The sequence below is a fragment of the Deferrisoma camini S3R1 genome (genome assembly GCF_000526155.1).
GTDB lineage: Bacteria > Desulfobacterota > Deferrisomatia > Deferrisomatales > Deferrisomataceae > Deferrisoma > Deferrisoma camini.
The window spans coordinates 812,788-830,158 of record NZ_JAFN01000001.1 but is presented as its reverse complement, the minus strand read 5'-3'; the positions used below and the strand labels follow the sequence as shown (position 1 = coordinate 830,158).

The 17,371-nt window shown below is 72.1% G+C and carries 14 protein-coding genes; 7 read left to right on the top strand and 7 right to left on the bottom strand.

Annotated features, from left to right (window positions below; translation table 11 throughout):
- Window positions 1–377 precede the first annotated feature (377 nt).
- From DEFCA_RS0103520 to DEFCA_RS0103490, 7 genes are all read left to right on the top strand, one after another.
- The gene (locus DEFCA_RS0103520; RefSeq protein ID WP_084318742.1) at window positions 378–1,178 is read left to right on the top strand and encodes an SAM hydrolase/SAM-dependent halogenase family protein; all 801 of its coding nucleotides are present in this window, start codon (window positions 378–380) and stop codon (window positions 1,176–1,178) included.
- Between the two features lie 103 nt (window positions 1,179–1,281).
- The gene (locus DEFCA_RS0103515; RefSeq protein WP_025321658.1) at window positions 1,282–1,509 is read left to right on the top strand and encodes a hypothetical protein; all 228 of its coding nucleotides are present in this window, start codon (window positions 1,282–1,284) and stop codon (window positions 1,507–1,509) included.
- A 253-nt stretch (window positions 1,510–1,762) separates the two neighbouring features.
- Window positions 1,763–2,482, top strand: coding sequence for a Bax inhibitor-1/YccA family protein (locus tag DEFCA_RS0103510; RefSeq protein ID WP_051463187.1), 720 nt, complete (start codon window positions 1,763–1,765; stop codon window positions 2,480–2,482).
- Window positions 2,483–2,595: 113 nt separating this feature from the next.
- Window positions 2,596–6,171: a pyruvate:ferredoxin (flavodoxin) oxidoreductase gene (gene nifJ / locus DEFCA_RS0103505; RefSeq protein WP_025321656.1), complete on the top strand. Its 3,576-nt coding sequence runs from the start codon at window positions 2,596–2,598 to the stop codon at window positions 6,169–6,171.
- A 123-nt stretch (window positions 6,172–6,294) separates the two neighbouring features.
- A complete protein-coding gene (locus DEFCA_RS0103500; RefSeq protein ID WP_025321655.1) occupies window positions 6,295–7,278 on the top strand; it encodes a dihydroorotate dehydrogenase-like protein in 984 nt (327 codons plus the stop codon).
- Between the two features lie 221 nt (window positions 7,279–7,499).
- Window positions 7,500–8,159, top strand: coding sequence for a DUF3047 domain-containing protein (locus DEFCA_RS0103495; RefSeq protein WP_025321654.1), 660 nt, complete (start codon window positions 7,500–7,502; stop codon window positions 8,157–8,159).
- A gap of 78 nt (window positions 8,160–8,237) precedes the next feature.
- Window positions 8,238–9,677 carry a 1-acyl-sn-glycerol-3-phosphate acyltransferase gene (locus DEFCA_RS0103490; RefSeq protein ID WP_025321653.1) on the top strand — a complete coding sequence of 480 codons (1,440 nt, stop codon included), beginning with the start codon at window positions 8,238–8,240 and terminating at the stop codon, window positions 9,675–9,677.
- A gap of 74 nt (window positions 9,678–9,751) precedes the next feature.
- Here the strand turns inward: DEFCA_RS0103490 and DEFCA_RS20230 are convergent, their stop codons facing one another.
- From DEFCA_RS20230 to DEFCA_RS0103455, 7 genes are all read right to left on the bottom strand, one after another.
- Window positions 9,752–11,425 carry a golvesin C-terminal-like domain-containing protein gene (locus tag DEFCA_RS20230; RefSeq protein WP_025321652.1) on the bottom strand — a complete coding sequence of 558 codons (1,674 nt, stop codon included), beginning with the start codon at window positions 11,423–11,425 and terminating at the stop codon, window positions 9,752–9,754.
- A 572-nt stretch (window positions 11,426–11,997) separates the two neighbouring features.
- Complete coding sequence (locus DEFCA_RS0103480; RefSeq protein ID WP_025321651.1) at window positions 11,998–13,215, bottom strand: N-acetylmuramoyl-L-alanine amidase; 1,218 nt, start codon at window positions 13,213–13,215, stop codon at window positions 11,998–12,000.
- Window positions 13,212–14,861 carry a right-handed parallel beta-helix repeat-containing protein gene (locus tag DEFCA_RS24000; RefSeq protein ID WP_025321650.1) on the bottom strand — a complete coding sequence of 550 codons (1,650 nt, stop codon included), beginning with the start codon at window positions 14,859–14,861 and terminating at the stop codon, window positions 13,212–13,214. Before DEFCA_RS24000 ends, DEFCA_RS0103480 begins: the two co-directional genes overlap by 4 nt.
- A complete protein-coding gene (locus DEFCA_RS19065; RefSeq protein ID WP_025321649.1) occupies window positions 14,828–15,214 on the bottom strand; it encodes a Fur family transcriptional regulator in 387 nt (128 codons plus the stop codon). The genes DEFCA_RS24000 and DEFCA_RS19065 overlap by 34 nt, the downstream gene beginning before the upstream one ends.
- A gap of 396 nt (window positions 15,215–15,610) precedes the next feature.
- Window positions 15,611–16,168, bottom strand: a complete 558-nt coding sequence (locus DEFCA_RS0103465; protein ID WP_025321648.1) for a hypothetical protein — start codon at window positions 16,166–16,168, stop codon at window positions 15,611–15,613.
- A 23-nt stretch (window positions 16,169–16,191) separates the two neighbouring features.
- Window positions 16,192–16,716, bottom strand: a complete 525-nt coding sequence (locus DEFCA_RS0103460; RefSeq protein ID WP_025321647.1) for a hypothetical protein — start codon at window positions 16,714–16,716, stop codon at window positions 16,192–16,194.
- Window positions 16,713–17,285, bottom strand: coding sequence for a hypothetical protein (locus DEFCA_RS0103455; RefSeq protein WP_025321646.1), 573 nt, complete (start codon window positions 17,283–17,285; stop codon window positions 16,713–16,715). The genes DEFCA_RS0103460 and DEFCA_RS0103455 overlap by 4 nt, the downstream gene beginning before the upstream one ends.
- Window positions 17,286–17,371 lie beyond the last annotated feature (86 nt).

Here is a 17,371-nt window from a genome sequence, read left to right as displayed (position 1 = left end):
CCGGGGGGATCCTCTCGGGGCACCGAAAAGCCTTCTCCCTGTCCACCCACTTCTGAATTCTGGCCCCTGAAACCCATGCCCCACCGAGCGTTTGGCGACGGTTCGGGGAAGCGGCCCGGCCGCCTAGCAGCCTAGCCGCCCAGCGGGCCGAAGGCCCTCGACCGACGACCAACGACTAACGACCAACGACCGAAGTTACAAACAAACCCGGGAGCCTGCGGCCGGCGGGCCGCGCGACTCCCGGGTCGGATCCGGTGGGCAGTTTTGCGTCATGCCCAGGACCGACTAGGGCAGCCCTCGCTGCAGTGGGCCACGCGGGGCACCATGAACCGCTTCATCGTCATTGCGCTCACCTCCCTTCGTGTGAGGATGATGGGATGCAAGCCAGAGTAGAGCCGGCACCCCGGGCTGTCAAGGAACCCCCGGTGGTCACCCTGACCACGGACTTCGGCGGCCGGGACCCGTTCGTGGGCATCATGAAGGGGGTGATTCTCGGGATCTGCCCCCGGGCCCGGCTGGTCGACCTGGTACACGAGCTGCCGCCCCAGGACGTGCTGGCCGGATGCCTCGCGCTGGAGGCGGCCGCGCCCTACTTCCCACCGGGCACGGTGCACCTGGCCGTGGTGGACCCGGGGGTGGGCACGGACCGGCCGGCCGTGGCCGTGGCCACGAAGGCCGCCTGGTTCGTGGCCCCGGACAACGGCCTGCTGTCGTTCCTGGACCCCGCGGAGATCCGGGAGGTGCGCCGGATCGAGAACCCCGCCCTGTGGCTCCATCCGGTCAGCTCCACCTTCCACGGCCGGGACGTGTTCGCGCCGGTGGCGGCCCACCTGGCCGCAGGGGCCGACCCCGGCCTCGTCGGGCCCCGGGCCGACTCGATTCACCGGCTGCCCTTCCCCCAACCCCGCCCCACCCCCGAGGGTGTGGAGGGCCAGGTCCTCGCCTTCGACCGGTTCGGCAACGCCGTCACGAACCTCCGACAGGGCCACGGCCCGGGCCGTAGGGTCCGGGTGGCCGGCCGGGAGATCCCGGTGGTCCGGACCTACGCCGAGGTGGACCCGGGAGAGGCCCTGGCCCTCTGGGGCTCCAGCGATCGCCTGGAGATCGGCGTTCGCGAGGGCAGCGCCCGAGAGGTGCTGGGGCTCACCCGGGGCACGCCGGTCCTCCTCGTCCCTTGATCGACCCGGCGGGTCCGGGTATAAGTAAAGCTCCTTTTCTGCGCCATTTCGCGCCGTTGCACCCGTGTTCCGCCACACCGAAACGAGGGAGGTCAAAACCGCCATGGCACAGGAGACGACCGCGTTCGCCCGGCTCCCCGGCGACGACACCCTGCCCCAACGGGTCCGACAGATGTGGGTGGCCCTCCAGGCCGAACTCCTCCGGGCCGGCGCCTACTGGGAGGAGAGCCTCGCGATCCTGCGGGAGATGGTCAGCCACCGCCGTGCGTTTCCCTCGGCGGCCGAGGCCCTGGCCTGGTACCGGCAGTCCGCCTACCACCCGCCCCTCTGACCCGGACGGGTCAGGAAGCGTTCTGCTTCGCGACGAGAGATTACGAGTGATCCCGGGGATGACCCCGGCGACAAAACGGGCGCGGGGGATTTGTCGCGGCCAGGAGGCCGCTCCCACAGAAGGTGAGCGCGGAGGCGACGCCCTCGCGACTCAGGGGGCGGGAGGGCCTCCACCTCGCGACCTGGGCCGAAGACCCCAGACCGACGACCGTAGACCGGTAGACCGAAGTTACTGATCCCCAGGAGCAGATGCGATGCCCCTTTCGTTGTCCCAGACCGTTCCCGTGGCCGACCCCCGAACCCTGGCGCTGGTGCGCACCCGGTTCGTGCGGGCGGTGTATCAGTGGATGGCCGGGGGCCTCGTGCTCACCGCGGCGAGCGCCCTGCTGGTGGTCCGGAGCCCGGCCCTCATGGGGGCCCTGGTGCTGAACCGGGGGGCGTTCCTGTTCCTGATCCTGGCGGAGCTGGGGCTGGTGGTGGCCCTGTCCGGTTGGATCGGCCGCATGAGCGTCACCGCGGCGAGCTGGGCGTTTCTGGGTTACTCGGTCCTGAACGGGGTCACCCTGTCGGTGATCTTTCTTGTGTACACCGGCACGAGCATCGTGTTGACCCTGGGGGTGGCCGCGGCCACGTTCGGGGCCGCGGCCCTCTACGGCACCGTGACCCGCCGGGATCTCACCAGCGCGGGATCGTTCGCGTTCATGGGGCTGGTGGGGGTGCTGGTGGCCAGCATCGCCAACTGGTTCCTCCGGAGCCCGGCCTTGGACTGGGCCCTGAGCTACATGGGGGTGCTGGTGTTCACCGTGCTCGCCGCCTACGACGCCCAGAAGGTCCAGCGGATCGGGGTGGCGGCCGCGGCGGGCGGCGAGGCGGCCCTGTCGCGCCAGGCCATCCTGGGCGCCCTGGCCCTCTACCTGGACTTCGTGAACCTGTTCTTGTTCCTCCTGAGGATCTTCGGCCGCGGCCGGGACTAGCCCAACCCACCGAGCCGGAGCGAACACCGGACTGCGGGGGCCCACCCTTGGTCGTGAGGACCGGGCCCCTTTCGTTTTTTCCGCCTATCCCCTAAGGACGAAAGGAGACACCCATGTCCCAGCGGAGACGGATGACCATCGACGGGAACGAGGCCGCCGCCTCGGTGGCCCACCGGCTGAGCGAGGTGATCGCGATCTACCCGATCACCCCCTCCTCGCCCATGGGCGAGTTCGCGGACGAGTGGTCTGCCGTGGGCAAGAAGAACATCTGGGGCACCGTGCCCCACGTGGTGGAGATGCAGAGCGAGGGCGGCGCGGCCGGCGCGGTCCACGGCGCCCTGCAGGCCGGCGCCCTGACCACCACGTTCACGGCGAGCCAGGGGCTGCTGCTGATGATCCCCAACATGTACAAGATCGCGGGGGAGCTCACCAGCTACACCATGCACGTCTCCGCCCGCACGGTGGCGGCCCAGGCCCTGTCCATCTTCGGCGACCACTCGGACGTGATGGCCTGCCGCCAGACCGGGTTTGCCCTGCTCGCGTCCAACGGGGTCCAGGAGGCCCACGACCTGGCCGCCATCGCCCACGCGGCCGGGCTCAAGGCCCGGGTCCCGTTCCTCCACTTCTTCGACGGGTTCCGCACCTCCCACGAGGTGGCCAAGATCGAGGAGCTCACCGACGACGACCTGCGCTCCCTGGTGGACGAGGACGCCGTGCGGGCCCACCGGGAGCGGGCCCTGTCGCCCGACCGGCCCAAGATCCGGGGCACGGCCCAGAACCCCGACGTGTTCTTCCAGGCCCGGGAGGCGTGCAACCCCTACTACCTGGCCTGCCCCGGCATCGTGGCCGAGGTGATGGAGCAGTTCGCCCGGCTCACCGGCCGGCGGTACCGGCTGTTCGACTACGTGGGCCATCCCGAGGCCGAGCGGGTCATCGTGATGATGGGCTCGGGCGCCGACGTGGCCCACGAGACCGTGGAGCACCTGGTGGCCCGGGGCGAGAAGGTGGGCCTGGTCAAGGTGCGGCTGTACCGGCCGTTCAGCCTGGAGCACTTCGCGGCCGCCCTGCCCGCCACGGTGCGGGGCATCGCGGTGCTCGACCGGACCAAGGAGGCCGGGGCGGTGGGCGAGCCCCTGTACACCGACGTGGTGGCGGCCCTGGACGAGGCCGAGGCCACCGGCGCCGCGCCCTACGCCGACCGGCCCCGGGTGGTGGGAGGCCGGTACGGCCTGTCCTCCAAGGACTTCACGCCCGCCATGGTCAAGGCGGTGTTCGACAACCTGGCGGCCGACCGGCCCAAGAACCACTTCACCGTGGGCATCCACGACGACGTGACCCACACCTCCCTGGAGTTCGACCCCGGGTTCGACATCGAGCCCGAGGACGTGGTGCGGGCCGTGTTCTGGGGCCTGGGGGCCGACGGAACCGTGGGCGCCAACAAGAACTCCATCAAGATCATCGGTGAGGAGACGGACAACTACGCCCAGGGCTACTTCGTGTACGACTCGAAGAAGTCCGGGGGCGTCACGGTGTCCCACCTGCGGTTCGGCCCCCGGCACATCCGGTCGGCCTACCAGATCCGCCGGGCCAGCTTCGTGGCCTGCCACCAGTTCACCTTCGTGGACAAGTACGACGTGCTCGAGTTCGCGGCGCCCGGGGCCGTGTTCCTGCTGAACTCGCCCTACGGCCCGGACGAGGTGTGGGAGCACCTGCCCCGGGAGATGCAGGAGCAGATCCTGGAGAAGAAGCTCCGGTTCTACGTGATCGACGCCTACGAGGTGGCCAAGCACACCGGCATGGGCGTGCGGATCAACACCATCATGCAGACCTGCTTCTTCGCCATCTCGGGCGTGCTGCCCCGGGAAGAGGCCATCGCCAAGATCAAGGGCGCCATCCAGAAGACCTACGGCAAGAAGGGCGAGGAGATCGTCCAGAAGAACTTCCGGGCCGTGGACGAGACCCTGGCCAACCTCCACGAGGTCGAGGTGCCCGACGCGGTCACGGCCACCCGCACCCGCCCGCCCATCGTGCCCGACGAGGCCCCCGAGTTCGTGAAGCGGGTGGAGGCGCCCATGATGGCCCTGAAGGGCGACCAGATTCCGGTGAGCCTGCTGCCGGTGGACGGCACCTTCCCCACGGGCACCACCCAGTGGGAGAAGCGCAACATCGCCCTGGAGATCCCGGTGTGGGACCCGGACACCTGCATCCAGTGCACCAAGTGCTCGTTCGTGTGCCCCCACGCCACGATCCGGCCCAAGATCTACGATCCCGCGGTCCTCGAGGGCGCGCCGGCCGCGTTCAAGTCGGCCGACGCCAAGGGCAAGGACTGGGCCGGCAAGAAGTTCACCATCCAGGTGGCCCCGGAGGACTGCACCGGCTGCGGCCTGTGCGTCCAGACCTGCCCGGCCAAGAACAAGGCCGACCCCAAGCGAAAGGCCATCAACCTGGAGCCCCAGCTGCCCCTGCGGGACCAGGAGCGGGAGAACTGGGCGTTCTTCCTGTCGATCCCGGACCTGGACCCGACGACCCTCAAGACCGACGTGAAGGGCAGCCAACTGCGGCGGCCCCTGTTCGAGTTCTCGGGGTGCTGCGCCGGGTGCGGCGAGACCCCCTACGTGAAGCTGATGACCCAGCTGTTCGGGGACCGGATGCTGATCGCCAACGCCACCGGCTGCTCCTCGATCTACGGGGGCAACCTGCCCACCACCCCTTACACCACCAACGACCAGGGGCTGGGGCCCACCTGGTCCAACTCCCTGTTCGAGGACAACGCGGAGTTCGGCCTGGGCATGCGGCTGGCCATCGACAAGCAGAGGGAGATGGCCGAGGAGCTCTTGCGGGCCCTGGCGCCCCGGATCGGCGACGACCTGGTGAGCGCCCTGCTCACGGCCGACCAGTCGTCGGAGGCGGGCATCCGGGAGCAGCGCGAGCGGGTGGCCGCCCTCAAGGAGAAGCTCGCGGGCCTGGGCGACGATCCGCAGGCCCGCTGGCTGGCGTCGCTGGCCGACTACCTGGTGCGCAAGAGCGTGTGGATCCTGGGCGGCGACGGCTGGGCCTACGACATCGGCTACGGCGGCCTGGACCACGTGCTGTCCATGGGCCGGGACGTCAACATCCTCGTGATGGACACCGAGGTGTACTCGAACACCGGCGGCCAGATGTCCAAGGCCACCCCCATGGGGGCGGCCGCCAAGTTCGCCGCGGCCGGAAAGTCCAAGCCCAAGAAGGACCTGGGGCTCATGGCCATGGCCTACGGCGACGTGTACGTGGCCCGGGTGGCGTTCGGCGCCAAGGACCAGCACACCGTGAAGGCGTTCGCCGAGGCGGAGTCCTACCCCGGCACCTCCCTGATCATCGCCTACAGCCACTGCATCGCCCACGGCTACGACCTGCGCTACGGGTGCGAGCAGCAGAAGCGGGCGGTGGAGTCGGGCCACTGGCCCCTGTACCGGTTCGATCCTCGGCGGCGGAACGAGGGGCTCAACCCGTTCCAGCTCGACTCGAACCCGCCCAAGATCCGGCTGGAGGAGTACGTGTACCAGGAGACCCGGTACCGGATGCTCCAGCAGATGGATCCCGACCGGGCCAAGGCCCTTCTGCGGTCGGCCGAGGAGGAGGTGCGGCGCCACTACGCCCTGTACGAGCAGCTGGCCCACCTCAAAATGGGCCCGGCCCACAAGGACGCCTAGCGTCGAGGTTCCGGGTTCGCGGCACCGAAAGGCCCGTCGGTTGACGGGCCTTTTTTTTCGGTTACGGTGGTGCCGTGCCGATGGCCGAACCGGTCCCCCTTTGTCCGAACGATGGAGGCTGCCATGGACCTGAGCACGACCTACCTGGGGCTCTCCCTCTCCCACCCGGTGATCCCTGGCGCGTCGTCCTTGACCGAGGGTCCGGACCGGGTCCGGAGGCTCGAGGACGCGGGTGCGCCCGCCGTGGTCCTGCCGAGCCTGTTCGAGGAGGAGATCGAGCACGAGCGGCTCCGCCGGATCCGGGACGTGGAACGGCCGTCGGAGTCGTTCGCCGAGGCCCTGAGCTACTTCCCCCGGGCCGGATCCGAGGGCCCGGACGCGTACCTGGAGCGCCTCCGAAAGATCAAGGAGGCCGTCGCGATCCCGGTGATCGCCTCGCTGAACGGCGCATCCCCCGGCACCTGGGTGGAGTACGCGCGGCAGATCCAGGAGGCCGGGGCCGACGCCCTGGAGCTCAACGTGTACTTCCTGGCGGCCGACCCCGGCGTGGGGCCGGCCGAGGTGGACGACCGGGTGGTCGAGGTGGTGGGCTCGGTGGTGCGGGTCGTGTCCCTGCCCGTGGCGGTGAAGCTCTCCCCGTTCTTCTCGTCGCTGCCCCACCTGGTTCGGCGCCTGGGCCAGACCGGGGCCCGGGCCGTGGTGCTGTTCAACCGGTTCTACCAGCCCGACATCGACCCCGAGGCCCTCGAGGTGGTCCCGCGCCTGCGCCGGTCCACCCCTGCCGAGCTGGGGCTCCGGCTCCGGTGGACCGCCCTGCTGGCCCACAGGGTGCCCGCCGAGCTCGCCGTGACCGGCGGGGTCCACGGGCCCGAGGACGCGGCCAAGGCGATCCTGGCCGGGGCCCGAACGGTTCAGATGGTCTCGGCGCTCCTCGAGCACGGACCCGACCACCTCGGAGCCGTGGTCCGGGGCCTCACCGAGTGGATGGAGCGCAAGGGGTACGAGAACCTGGACCAGGTCCGGGGCCTGCTGGCCTCGGACGGCTCGTCCGACCCGGCCGGCCTGGTGCGGGCCAACTACGCCCGGGTGCTGCGATGCGGGGTCTGATACCAAGTTGCCGTCAACCTGAGACGTATCGGCCGGCGTTTTCGGGGCGACCGGTCCGGAGCGTTACGGCCGAGCCGCTCGAAGCCGCTCGGCGAAGGGGAGCGGCCGTGGCGCGTGCCCTCACGCGCCGTAGCGGACCGAGCCGCAGCGGCTTCGGCGAGGCCGTCTCACCAGCGGAGGAACGGTCGCCCCGAAAGCGCTCTTCTCGAATGCAAGTGGGAATGATCCGGCTCACGGCCCTGGCGGCGCTCATGCTGATTCCCCTGACCGCGGCGGCCGAGGTGCTGTGGGTCGAGGACTTCGAGGGGGGCCTGGGCAGGGGCTGGGAGGAAAAGCGGTTCTCCGGGCAGACCTTGTACGAGGTGGTCACCGAGCCGGACGGCAACCGGGCCCTGCGGGCCGAGAGCCGGGGGGCGGCCTCCGGCCTGGTGTTCGAGATCCGGTTCGACCCCTGCCGCTACCCGATCCTCTCCTGGCGCTGGAAGGTGGACCGGGTGGTGGAGGCGAGCGACCCGAGCCGCAAGCAGGGCGACGACTACGCCGCCCGGGTGTACGTGGTGTTCCCCCACTGGTTTCCCCCCAAGACGAAGAGCCTCAACTACATCTGGGGCACCCGTCTGCCCCCGGAGACCGCGGTGCCCAACCCGTTCTTCTCCAACGCGGTCATGATCGCGGCCGAGTCCGGTCCCGACCGGGTGGGCCGGTGGGTGGAGGAGCGGCGGAACCTGGTGGAGGACTACCGTCGCGCCTTCGGCCGCGACCCCCCAAAGGCCGGGGCCGTGGCGGTCATGACCGACACCGACCAGACCGGAGAGTCCGTCACGGCCTGGTACGACGACCTCCGCATCGAGTCCCTGGAGGCCCCGGCCTGCTCGCAGTAGACACGGGACCCCGGCATCGGGTACCGTCTCGGGCCGTTTCCGACGACCGACACCCCCATCCCATCGAGCCGCCCAGCCGTGTCCCGCCCCATCGCCCGCTTGTCCCGGTCCCTGTCCTCCCGGCTCCTGTCCGCCTCCCTGCGGGGATGCGAGATCCCGTGGATCCGGGCCCTGGCCGAGCGGTACGGCCTGAACCGGACCCGCTACCGCAGGCAGGAGGCGGTCGAGGCCGTGGTGGAGGCCGTGACGGCCCACTACGCCGAGCACCGGTTCGAAGCGGCCCTGGCGGCCCGGCAGGCCCGGGTGTACCAGAAGGTGTACTTCCGGCACCGGCTGCGCCGCCTGGGCCCCTCCGATCCTCGCGCCGCCAAGTACCGGCGCCGGGTGGCCGAGCTCGGCGGCCTGGGCGACTCGATGGCGATCATCCGCCACCTCGCCCGGTACTACGCCGAGGACATGGTGGCCGAGCTCAACCCAGCCTTCTTCCTGCTGTTTCGGGCCGTGGCCCGACGGATCTTCCCCCACTTCGTGAGGAGCATCCGGGTGCTCGAGGAGCGCGATGGGGTGCTCGACCGGGTGCGACGGGCCGTGGAGCACGGCCCCGTGTTCCTCCTGCCCAACCACGTGTCCAACGCCGACCACGTGCCCTTGTGCTTCGCCCTGAACGCGGCCGGCATCCCCCAGCCCCGGATCGCAGCCGGGGCCAACCTGTTCCGGGGGGTGTCCACGGTGGTGCTCCCGGCCATGAACGCTTACAAGATCCGGCGGGAGCAGATCGGGGCAGAGAAACGGTGGCCCCACACCGTGCGCTGGTTCCAGAACCCGGTGTACCGAAGGGTCCACACCGCCTACCTGCGGTTCGGGTGGGACCGCAACGAGCCGTTCCTGTTCTACCTGGAGGGCACCCGCTCCCGGGACGGCCGGCTCGGCAAGCCCAAGCGGGGCATCGTGGCCGACATCCTGGGGTACCTGGAGCACACCGGCCGCCGGGCCTGGGCCGTGCCGATCTCGCTGTCCTACACCCTGGTGCCCGAGGACGAGGAGATCGAGGCGGCCCGCAGGGGGGCCGAGATCTCCCGGCAGGACCTGGTGAGCCAGCTGACCCGGCTGGACCGCCGGTACCGACAGCTCGGCGACCCCCCGATCCACCTGCGGTTCTCCGAGCCCCTGGAGCTCGTTCCGGGCGAGCCCGCCGACCGGGTGGCGGCCCGGATCCTCGAACGCATCGCGGCGGGGATCGTGCCGGCGTCCACCTCGCTCCTGGCCCGCGCCGTGCTGAGGGTGGCCCGCCGGGAGGGCGGAACCTCCTGGTTTCGGCCGGAGGAGGCCGAGGCCGCATTTCGGGCCGGCTCGGAAGCGGAGCGGTGGGACGAGTTCGGGGACGCCCTGGACCTGTTCCAGCGCAGGGGGTTCGTGGACCCCGCCCCGGCCCGCTCCCGGTACGTCGTGCGAAACGAGCCCCTGCTCGTTCAGTACGCCAACCGGATCGCGCACCTGCCAGAATCGTTAGGACGGTAGGACGTTGGGACGTTGGGACGAGGGGGGGTAGCAACGCCGTGCGCCGCCTCCCCGTCACCCGTCCTGTCGCCGGGTCAAGGCCCTGCCGGCACGAACCGCACGGCGTCGGCCGAGGCCTGGCCGTTCTCGCCCGAGAGCTCCACCCACTCGCTGCCGTCGGCCCGGAACTCGAACGTGCCCAGCAGGTTCCACCGCCCCCCGTCCCGGCGCTGGTTCACGAGCGTCTCGAACTCGCCGCCGGCGTGGCGCACCCGCACCGGCACCCGTGGGCTCCGGCCCTGGCTGGCGGTCCACCACAGGTATACCCGGTAGGGGCCCGGCGCCGGCAGGTCCGGGGTCCACCGAAACCGGTCCCGGGACAGCCCGAGGCAGTACAGGCTGTCTCCCTGGTACCCCCCGGCGATCCTGGACGGCCGCCACAACCCCACGGTCTGAGCGGCCGCGGCGTCCTCGTCGAGAACCAGCTCGACGGCCGGTGAGGGCGCGTCCGCCGGGGGCGGCGGATCCACCCGCACCGTGACCCGGGCCTCCGCCGTGCCCCCCCGACCGTCGCCCGCCGTGTACGAGAACGCGTCGTTCCCCGCAAAACCCGGGTCGGGGGTGTACTCCACCACACCGTCGGCCCCCACCTCGGCCCGGCCGTGGGCGGCCGGGCCGACCGCCACCACGGTCAACGGGTCCCCGTCCGGGTCGGTGTCGTTCGCCAGGACCCGGATCCCCACGGTCTCGCCGCTTCGGGCCACCGCCTCGTCGTCCCGCGGCTGGGGCGACCGGTTCGCCGCGGCAGGGGGATCGGCGGGCTCCCCGGTCGCCGGCACGAACCGCACGGCGTCGGCCGAGGCCTGGCCGTTCTCGCCCGAGAGCTCCACCCACTCGCTGCCGTCGGCCCGGAACTCGAACGTGCCCAGCAGGTTCCACCGCCCCCCGTCCCGGCGCTGGTTCACGAGCGTCTCGGACTCGCCGCCGGCGTGGCGCACCCGCACCGGCACCCGCATGCTCCGCCCCCTGCCCTCGGCCCACCACAGGAACACCCGGTAGCGGCCGGCGGCCGGAAGCCGGGGCGTCCACCGGTACCGCTCCCCCCGGTACCCCACGCAGTACAGGCTTCCGCTCCCGTATCCGCCGGGCATCGCCGAGGGCCGCCAGAGCCCCACGAACGAGGTGCCCGCGCCGCCGTCGTCCACCACGACCTCGCCCCCGGCCGGCGGGCCCGGCACGGGCGTCGGGACCGGGTCGGAAGCCGGCTCGTCCCCCCCGGAGCACACCGGGTCGAACGGCTCACTGGCCCCCAGCGGCGTGGCAAAGTCCACGGTCCAGTACACCCCGTACGGCCCGCCCCGCGCCACCCCCACCCCCACGTCGCGGTAGGGCCCGAGGATGTTCGCCCGGTGCCCCGGGGAGGCCATCCAGGCGTTCACCACCGCGGACGGCGAACGGTAGCCGGCCGCGATGTTCTCGGCGCCCGCCCTCAACCCGTAGCCCCCGGTGCGGATCCTCTGCCAGAACACGGAACCGTCCGATCCGGTGTGGCTGAAAAACCCGTTTGCGGCCATGTCCCGGCTGTGGCCGCGGGCCGCACCGGTCAGCCGGACCTCTGCCTGGAGCGGACCCAGCCCCGCGGCCTGCCGGGCCTCGTTGATCAACCGTACCACCTCGGCCTCGTCCGCCGTGGGGCAGGCCCCGGACGCCGCCGCGGCCCACACCGCCACCAGGCACCATGCCCCCAACCACCGCACCCACCGCGCCATCGCAGACTCCTCCTCAGCTCTCGGACCGGGTTCGATCCGCCCATCGGATGCAAGCCCGGGGCCGCGCCGGAACCCGTGCCCGCAGGGGCCCGCGCCGGGGGTCCGGCCCCCTGCCCGGCACGAAACCGATACCCGGTCCCCCCTTGGGGAACCCGGGACGAAACCGGCGGCCGCCGGACCGCGCCGGTACCGGGCGAGAGGGGTGTGAGCCCTCAATCGGGAAAGACGTTGGGACGCTGGGACGTGGGGACGTTGGGACGGTCGCCCCAACGATTCACGATTCACGATTCACGATTCACGATTCACGATTCACGATTCACGATTCACGATTTACGATTTACGATTTACGATTCACGGCAGTTCCCACGACGAACGGCCGTTTCGCCTCCCAGCCTTCTGGCGGGCCGAGGCCCGAGGTCACCGGGGAGGCGGCCCGGGGGTTCCGCCCGGGCGGGGGCGTGGCTATATTGAGAAAGTGGGGACGTTCCCCCGCGGTCCGTTTTCTCCCTCCTTTCCGGGCCGCGGGTTGGCGACCTCGGGCTCTCCTCCTGGCCCGGGGCGTCTTTTTTGGATCAGAGCTCCCCCATGCGGGCCGCGGCCGCCTGGCCCTCGGTCATCCGATCGGCGTACCGGGGGTCGGTGCAGGGCTTGGCCCGCCCCACCAGCACGTCCTGGTCGATCACCTGGCTGTTGTCCGGCAGGCCGGCACGGGCCCAGTCGAACACGTAGGGGTCGCCCTTGCGGGAGCGCAGGCCGGTGGCGTAGCTCACCGCGACCATGCGGTGGGTGACCACCCGCCCCTCGTGCAGACCCGGGTACCTTCCCCGCAGGAACCCCAGCAGGGCCCGCAGCGCCTCGTACTGGGCGGGCCGGATGCCGCCGCCCTCTGGCCGGCCGGGGCTGGTGTCGGCGTACACCTCCACGTTGATCGCGTTGAAGTCCACCTCGTACCGCCCCTCCCACAGGCTCTGGCCGCACCCGAACGCCCGGTAGCGGTCGGGCACGATCTCGTAGACCGTGCCGTCGGGGCCCACCAGGTAGTTGGTCAGTCGCTTGCGCCGGATGTAGGAAGCCACGTTGGGGAAAGGCGCGCCCCGGTGCTCGGTGGTGTGGATCACCACCAGGTCGGGCTTGCGGGGTTTGAGCTGGCGCCGCCACGCCCGACCGCGGAGTCGGCGGCGGAGCGCCGTGGGAAAATCGTCCGGCTTGGGGGTCCGCTGGAGGCCCGAGACCCTCGTCACGCGGTACTTCTTGGAGAGCCGCAGGGGCGGGGCCGGCTCCCCGGGGCGCCCCTTCAGCAGACTCCGGGGCACCAGGATCCGGGCTCCCCGGGGCAGGCGCCGGGGGTCGGTGATGCCGTTGAGCCGCTGCAGGTTGCGCACCGCCACGGCCGGCCCGCCCTCGGTGGTGTCCACCCGGCGGCGGACCAGCCGCCACAGGGTGGGGGTGTCGGGCCCGAGCCGCAGCGGCTCGAGCCGGGGGTCGGCCAGCAGCGGCGACAGCAGCGCCCGGGGCACGAACACCCGGGTGCCCGGGACCAGGCGGGGCGCCACCTTCTTGAGAACGCCCGCGGTCTCGGCCTGGCCGGTCAGGTCCAGGGCCAGCCGCGCGTGGGTGTCGCCGGGCAGCACGGTCAGGCCCACCATGGGCAGGTCGGCCGGGGAGGACGGGGTCTCGCACACCCCGGCCTCGGCCCGCAGCCGCTGCCGGATCGCCTCCAGGCTCTCCGCCCTGGCCACGGCCGCGCCCGCGAGGCACGCCACCACCGCCGCCGCAACCCACCTCCTCATTCGGGCTCCTCCTCCGCGGGCCTCCACAGCACCCGGCCCAGGCCCGGCTCGTCCTCCCCGTCGTGGATGCGCTCCGGCGGCCGCCCCTCCCACCGGTTGCGGCGCGCGTCCACCTCGGCCGGCCCGCTCAGGTGGATCGCGTCCCGGCCGGCCCGACCGAACCGGTTCCCCCGCAGCACGACCCGGGCCCGGTCCACCCCCACCAGGTCCAGGCCGGCCCCCTCCAGCACCGCCCCCTCGACCCGGGCCTCCACCCGGGAGAACGAGAGCGCGTCCTGGGCCACGTTCCGGATCTCGCAGCCCCGCACCCGCACCACCCCATCCGGGTCCTTGAACCGGGCCCCGTCCCGGGCGGCCTCGAACCGGCAGTCCTCGACCACCACCCGGCCTTCCTTGGCCAGGAAGTTCCCCAACGCCTGCCCGACCATCCGGTTGCCCCGGAACTCCAGCTCGGCCCGAAACGCGTGGACCCCGAACCAGTTCTCCCCGAACCAGCTCCCGATCACCCGCACCCGCGAGTCCCGGAACCGCAGCGCCTGCTTGTTGCGCCAGAACGCGCTGGACCGGATCTCGGCCTCCGGGCTCTCCTGGAACTGGACGGCACGCAGGTTGTCGGTGAACAGGCACGAGTCCACGGTCATGGCCGAGAAGTGGGCGTGCAGGGCCTGCACCCCGTGGCGGAACACCGTGAACCGGAACCGGTTGTCCGGGTCCTCGGACGCCACCAGGCTCACCTTGTCCCAGTCCCCCGGCCGGGGCTCGGCCTCGGCCGACTCGAACACCACCGGCGCGGCCAGGGTGCCCAGGCTGCGGATGCCCCCGAGCACCAGGAGCTCCCCCTCCCCCAGACCGTCGCCGTTGGTGTCGATGCGCCGGAACCGCACGTGGGTGCCCGGGGCCAGGGTCAGCACGGCCTCGGGCACCACCGTGACCCGCCCGGCCACCACCACCTCGCCCCGCCAGGTCTCGTCGCGGGCCACGGTGTACTCCCCCACGTACTCCACCCGAGGGCCCCGGGCCGGGGGCACCGGCACCAGCGCCGCCTCCGGCTCCGCCGGCGGCACCCGCAGCCGGTCCGCGTCGTCCGCCGCGACCTCGACCGGCCCGCCGACCACCTGCCCCCCCGCCTCCAGCACGCCCACCCCCTCGACCCGGATCCGGGTGCCGGCCGCCTCGATCCGGGACCCCGGGCCGGCCACCAGGCCGAACTCCCCGCCCTCGATCTCCACGGCCTCCAGCACGGCCCGGGCCCCTACGGCCAGCAACCCCTCCTGGGCGTTGCGGATCCGGACGCCGCGCAGGCGCACCCGGCCGCCCGGCGCCGCGACCAGGCCGCCCCACCCCTCCCCGTCGAACACCACCGGCGCGTCGGGCGTGCCCTCGACCACGAGCCGCCCCTCCACGGCCAGCTCGGTGCCCGGGTGCCAGAACACCGGGTCGGTCTTGGTGCTCAGGGCCTCGGCGAACCGCACGCGCGTGCCCGACCGGATCACCAACTCGGACCCAGGGGGCACCCACACGTCGGCCGTCACCTCGACCGTGCCCGACCACTCGGTCCGGCCCGCCACCACCCCCTCCACCCCGGCCCGGGCCGCCGAGGCGGCCAGGCCGGCTAGGGCGACGAGGACGAAGCGCAGTCGGCGCACGTGCCGCGGTACAGCACCATGGGAGTGACCTCGGCGAACCGGCCGCGGACGGTGGCGGGCACCGGCACCGGGTCTCCGGTTTCTGGGAACACGTCTTCGATGCGCTGGCACCGCCGGCACACCGCGTGGTGGTGGGGCCGCATCTCCGGGTCGTAGTGCCGTCGGCCGCCGGTCAGGTACACGGACCGGACCGCTTCGATCTTTTCCAGGGTCTCGAGGGTGTTGTAGACGGTGGCCAGGGAGATGGCGGGGAACGAACGGGTCACCGCCCGATGGATCTGCTCCGCCGAAGGGTGGGATGAGTTTCCCTCCAGGCACCGGATCACCGCCAGCCGCTGCGGCGTGACCTTCAATCCCGTTTCCTTCAGCCTCCGGACGACGTCCTCCAGATACCTTCCACCGGCCATGCGGCCCCCTTTCTGGAAACAAAAACAAACACAACGAATCAACACGGCGACAAAACAGGCGCGTCACCACGGAGGGAGGGGCGAGGGACCTGCCTCCGGCCGGGCGCGAAGCCGGGTGTGAGATTCGCCGCGCAGGCACAGGAGAAGCGAGCTGGTTTCATGCCAGCTTGGTGCAACCCGGACCATTTCGCGGTCCGAGCGCCAGGAGCGCTGCGCGGCGATCCAAGGGGCCGCACCCGGCCCTCCGGCAGGTCCCTCGCCCCTCCGAACAGCGGGCGGCAGCTCCTGTTTAACCCTAACGGCCGTCGCCGCCCCCCACATAGTGCAATCCGCACCGGCGCGTCAAGGCGGGCCGGCCGGATCCCGGCGGACCAGGGCCCGGAACCGGGCCAGCGCCTCGGGCTCGGCCCGGGTGCCCCGGGCCGCCACCCACTCCCGGAAGGCCTGGTCGGCCGAGGCGACCCGCTCCTCGTGGCCGGCCAGCACCCCCTTCCACCGGTCCACGAACCCGTTCAGGGCCGTGGCCAGGGCCACCCCCTGGTCGGTGGCCCGCAGGTGGATCCGGCCGGGCAGGATGCCCCGCTCGACGAACCCGGCGACCCGCTGCAGCCGGAACAGGGGGCCGGCCACCTTGTGCGAGGCCAGGACGCCCAGGATCAGCAGGCCCACCGCCCCGACCAGCAGCACCGACACGGCGCAGAACACCACGGCCGGCCCGATCATGGGCAGCAGGGATCGCAGGGTGTGGTGGGCCTCTCCGTACTCCGGGCCCAGGGGCCGGTCCAGCACCCACCGCAGCACCCACAGCCCCAGGGCCGAGGCCGCCAGGGACACCAGGGCCGCCTGGATCACGAACCCGACCGAGTGGGACCGCTCGACCGTTGGGGGGTGGGACGCCATGGCGCTCTCTCCGGTGTTGGACGTCACATCTTGGGGTGGCACGACTTGCACAACGGGGCGAACCCGTCCCGGGGGTCCTCCGGCCGGATCCGCAGGAAGTAGGTGAGGTACCGGTTCGCCGTCCCCTCCACGGGCCGCTGTCGGGCGTACAGCTTCCGGGGCGACAGCCGGGGGGCGTGGGGGTTGTGGCAGGTGCCGCAGGTCATGAGCTCGTCGCGCTCCCCCTCGGTGAGCTGGAGCGGGAGCTCCTCGGGCAGGTCCCGCAGCCCCAGCTCCCGGTACGGGTCCACGCCCACGGGGTGGGACCGGCCGATCTCCCCGTCGGGGTGGCACCCCTTGCAGATCTGGTCCACCGGCCGCACGAAGATGTGGGGATCGAGCAGCCAGTCCTCCCCGTCCCGCTCCATGCGGTGGCACCCCCCGCAGGCCGACTCCGTGTCCATGTAGGCGTGGGGGTTCCCGGGCGGCGGGGTCCGGGCCGGTGCGCCCAGCCCCCAGGCCGCCACCGCAAGGAGCGCCAGGATCCAGCCCCCCCGGCGCCGCCTCATCGCACCCCCTCGTCCACCCGCACCCGGCCCAGGCGCCGGTGGAGCCGGCCCAGGGCGGAGCGCACCGCCTCGGGGTCGGGCTCGGCCGCGTCCAGCTCGGCCGCCAGCGCCCCCCACGCGGCCCCCATCTCCCGCTCCCACGCCTCCAGGGTCTGGGCGCCCCGCTCGAACCCCTCGGCCAGCAGTCGGATCTCCCGGTCCCCCAGACGGGGCGGCGGCGTCCCCGGCCGCCCGGCCCGCTCCTCCAGCCACGCCGCCACGGCCGACAGGTCCCGGCGCAGGCGGCGGAACCACAGCACGCCCCAGAGCCCCAGGAACACCAGGGCCCCGGCCCCGCCCACGGCCGCCGCGTCCAGGGTGGCCGGCCCCACCAGCTCCCAGGTGCTCACCACCCGGCTGTGGGGACGGTAGGACTCGAACCGAAGGGCCTCGGCCGCCTCGCGGTACACGTGGACGCCGGCCACGGCCAGGAACAGCAGCAGCGCGGCCACGGGTGCCAGGCTCCACCGGAGCTGGAACCCCTGCCTGACCAGGAACGTACGGCGGCGGAACGGAACTCGTTGGCTCATCGCACCCCCTCCCCGGGGCGTGTGGGACCTGGGGGTCTGTTTCGGCAGCCGGCCCCCCGCACTTGAACGGCTTGCATCGCCCCGGC

What these genes read in the sequence shown, in the direction of transcription:
- DEFCA_RS20230 (WP_025321652.1), bottom strand. Translation starts at nt 11,425, where the DNA reads ATGGCGCGGTGGGTGCGGTGGTTGGGGGCATGGTGCCTGGTGGCGGTG.
- DEFCA_RS0103515 (WP_025321658.1), top strand. Translation starts at nt 1,282, where the DNA reads ATGGCACAGGAGACGACCGCGTTCGCCCGGCTCCCCGGCGACGACACC.
- DEFCA_RS0103520 (WP_084318742.1), top strand. Translation starts at nt 378, where the DNA reads ATGCAAGCCAGAGTAGAGCCGGCACCCCGGGCTGTCAAGGAACCCCCG.
- DEFCA_RS0103510 (WP_051463187.1), top strand. Translation starts at nt 1,763, where the DNA reads ATGCCCCTTTCGTTGTCCCAGACCGTTCCCGTGGCCGACCCCCGAACC.
- DEFCA_RS0103480 (WP_025321651.1), bottom strand. Translation starts at nt 13,215, where the DNA reads ATGAGGAGGTGGGTTGCGGCGGCGGTGGTGGCGTGCCTCGCGGGCGCG.
- DEFCA_RS0103465 (WP_025321648.1), bottom strand. Translation starts at nt 16,168, where the DNA reads ATGGCGTCCCACCCCCCAACGGTCGAGCGGTCCCACTCGGTCGGGTTC.
- DEFCA_RS0103460 (WP_025321647.1), bottom strand. Translation starts at nt 16,716, where the DNA reads ATGAGGCGGCGCCGGGGGGGCTGGATCCTGGCGCTCCTTGCGGTGGCG.
- DEFCA_RS0103455 (WP_025321646.1), bottom strand. Translation starts at nt 17,285, where the DNA reads ATGAGCCAACGAGTTCCGTTCCGCCGCCGTACGTTCCTGGTCAGGCAG.
- DEFCA_RS0103495 (WP_025321654.1), top strand. Translation starts at nt 7,500, where the DNA reads ATGATCCGGCTCACGGCCCTGGCGGCGCTCATGCTGATTCCCCTGACC.
- DEFCA_RS0103500 (WP_025321655.1), top strand. Translation starts at nt 6,295, where the DNA reads ATGGACCTGAGCACGACCTACCTGGGGCTCTCCCTCTCCCACCCGGTG.
- nifJ (WP_025321656.1), top strand. Translation starts at nt 2,596, where the DNA reads ATGTCCCAGCGGAGACGGATGACCATCGACGGGAACGAGGCCGCCGCC.